This is a genomic window from Deinococcus sp. (assembly GCF_018260405.1).
GTDB lineage: Bacteria > Deinococcota > Deinococci > Deinococcales > Deinococcaceae > Deinococcus.
Window position 1 is genome coordinate 1 of sequence record NZ_JAGLBG010000166.1, and the last position, 2,993, is coordinate 2,993.

Genomic DNA, 2,993 nt, shown 5'->3' on the forward strand with positions numbered 1-2,993 from the left:
CCAATTTGAGGTGGACCAGATGGATGATACTCCCTCCCCCGTAATGCGACTGACCCGTGCGCAGCAGCGCTTCCTACGACTGCATGGCAGCCCAGCGAAGCATCCCGAAGAAGACCCCTTAGCGCATGTCGAGCTTGCCAAAAGCCTGCGGACGTTTTCCCACGCTCGCCTCGATATTGGCGGCAATTATCAGCATGGCCCGCTCTTTGGCTACCGCGAGAATCAGACCCTGCACATCGATTACGCCTTGCCTGCTGGATACGGGCCATATCCTCTGTTTGCCATGGACGAAGGCTATGTCCTGGGAGCCAGTGACGCCTTCAGGCAAGCTGCTCCACAGGCTGATTGGATTGGACAGTGGCTTATCCGGCCAGATGGTCGTATCCCCAAAGACAGAGAGATTGACGAAATATGTCATCAGGCTGCAGAAACGCGCTTGATTACAGAGGAGCGATGTCTCCTCTGGATAGGCTGGCGGGATGCCCAACTGGTCTTTTTGCCGGTGGTGTTAACTGACCCCACCGGAGGGTTGGTCCAATTAAGTTGCAATCTTGGATATATGCCAGAGTGAGAGAAGCCACTCTCAGCTAAGTCTCAGTCGCCGAGTCCTTGAAGTTTTCCCGACACCTTTGGGCCGTTTTGGGATACTTCCGAGTCTATAGGCTCAAGATAAAAGTCCGACACCTTTGGGCCGTTATGCTCGCAGCGAAATCATAAAAATCAACATTTCCCTTGTAGGAGGCGATTTTCGTCATTGTTCTATATACCGACACCTTTGGGCCGTTACGTTGACTATTCCCGACACCTTTGGGCCGTTTTTCTCCCGACACCTTTGGGCCGTTTCGGAAAACAAGCGTCTAGGACGATAAATACTAACAATAGTACCCATTTTCCCTAGTTTCCCGACACCTTTGGGCCGTTTAGTGATTTTTCTCCCGACACCTTTGGGCCGTTTAAGCCCATTTTCCCGACACCTTTGGGCCGTTTTCGTTGGATTTCGCCGTCTGAGACGCAAAAGAGCATCCTCCTTGTTGTTGTTTTTTTATGTTTTAATAAGTACAAAAGAACAACAACAAGCGCACACAATGAGGGGAACAAGAAATGGGCAAAGCTGGAATCCGTAGTGCAACTCAAATCAGGGACGCGAGGTCGCTCGCTCGTTTTGGCATTACGAGTATGCAAGTGCGCCTTGACGAAGAGGAAAGTCGGCGTTGGGTAAGCCACTTTGTTATCGCTGGTCGGAGCTACCAGTTGCAGGGTTTTGCCGATTTAGGCCGTCCTCGTGGCGCTGACACGGACGTCATTCTGGGTATAGAGGCCCTTTTTGCCCTACAAGGCTTTCCGCAAGACAACACCGTGGTGACCAGTGGGTATGAGTTAACCCAAGCGGCCCAATTGCCAGACAACGGACGAACCTACGAGCGGTTGCGGGACAGTCTTTTACGGTACTGGCGGACAGGTTTCATTGTGCGTGAGGGTTTTGAAGTCCCTGGGCAGCAGTCGGTGTCTTACTACAATGAAACCCTTGGCTTTTTTGAGAAGATTAGCTTTTGGGAGCGAGGGCAACGTGGGGGTGACCTTGCTCAAGGAAGTCTCTCAAGAGACAAGACGCTTCGAGTGGTGCTAACTCCGGAATTTGCCGATAGTTTGCGAAGTGGTTTCATTCATCACCTTGACAGGGAGTTACTTCGCAACATTGAACAACCTCCTGCACGGGCGCTGTACCGCCTTCTTTCTGCTCATCGGCAGACGGATGACGGAAGTATGCAAGAGAGCTTGACTGTGTCTCTACAGGACTGGAGAGAGGCTTGTGGCCTGCAGGACACTCGTGCGAGTAAAATTATGCGTGCTCTAGCCGCGGCTCATGATGAATTGACTGCATTAGGATATTTGACTTCAATTGAGACTATTGGACGCGGTCAGAAGACAGAACTCATCTATCATTTCCGTCAATCAGGTGACCCTGACCCAAATCTAGTTCAACAACTTCTTGACGCTAATCTTGGCCTTAGTTTGGTTGTTGCACAGCAGTTGGCCCGTGAACATGCATCACATGTCGAGAAGGGTATCCAGTTTGTAAAAAATAGACAGGCGGCTGTGGCAACTGGAGGAAAACCAGTTATCAATCCTGCTGGTCTTTTGCGGAGCGCTTTGAAAGAGCCAGACCGTTACTTACTCAATCAACAGACAGAAACAGTAATAGCACCTGTAAAAACATCTCACCAGTTGAAAGAGAAATTGGAACGCCAAGAACGTGAGGCGCAGGCTGAGCTGGAAGCTAAGGCTGTTGTGTTACAGGAAGCTCCTTTTGATGTGCAATGGCAGAAATGTCGTATGGGACTAAAGCTATTGCTTCAAAAAAATTTCACCTCTGAGGAATGGAAAAGTCTTGAGCAGCATTGTATGTCTGGAGATTTAAGTGCCGTAGAATTGCTCTCTAATGCAACACGCGCCGCTGCAACCCTAGAACTGCAGGACTATGTGACTAACCTAAAGGCTCAGTTATAAGAAAAAGGGTCAAACATCAGGGGGTGACGTGAGAGTAGGAACCAAAACCTGCGCTAAAGGGAGAATCCTGCTGTAATCAGCCTTATCGACGTGGCTTAGGTGTCAGAAGCAGAAGTATCGCACTCAGAAATTGACCACTTTTACCCTGTACAGGTTGACCACTTTTCGCCCTCTGGGCGCTGCTTATCCCCTTTCTTGGTGAGATTGCCGGGTTTCTTCTTGGTTCTGGTTCCATCTGGGGCGCTATAAGGGCCGTGAAGGCCCAGCAGTGGGCGGGGTGGGGTCCAAGGTGCTCCGGATTGTCTCCGGGCTTTTTTAGAGCCGTCCTGTTGCCCACGCCCATGCCGCCGCTGCCTTATGGAACATCCTTCCTGTAGAATTGACTCCATGACCCGAAAATCTTTATTCGTATCTGATTAGCGCGCCAGAGCCATCAGCGTGTCTACAGGGTCATGACCCCGGAGGCGAGCTGTCTCTGTGACCGA

At 50.7% G+C, this 2,993-nt stretch carries 2 protein-coding genes; both read left to right on the forward strand.

The features are described from left to right. On the forward strand, positions 1-571 hold a 571-nt coding region (locus QZ269_RS12580; protein ID WP_291427048.1), incomplete at its 5' end, for a hypothetical protein. Between the two features lie 530 nt (positions 572-1,101). Then, positions 1,102-2,508 carry a replication initiator protein A gene (locus QZ269_RS12585; RefSeq protein ID WP_291427049.1) on the forward strand — a complete coding sequence of 469 codons (1,407 nt, stop codon included), beginning with the start codon at positions 1,102-1,104 and terminating at the stop codon, positions 2,506-2,508. Positions 2,509-2,993: the final 485 nt, after the last annotated feature.

Bases quoted from the DNA above. Each gene is read 5' to 3' on its own strand.
- QZ269_RS12585 (WP_291427049.1), top strand. From the start codon at position 1,102: ATGGGCAAAGCTGGAATCCGTAGTGCAACTCAAATCAGGGACGCGAGG.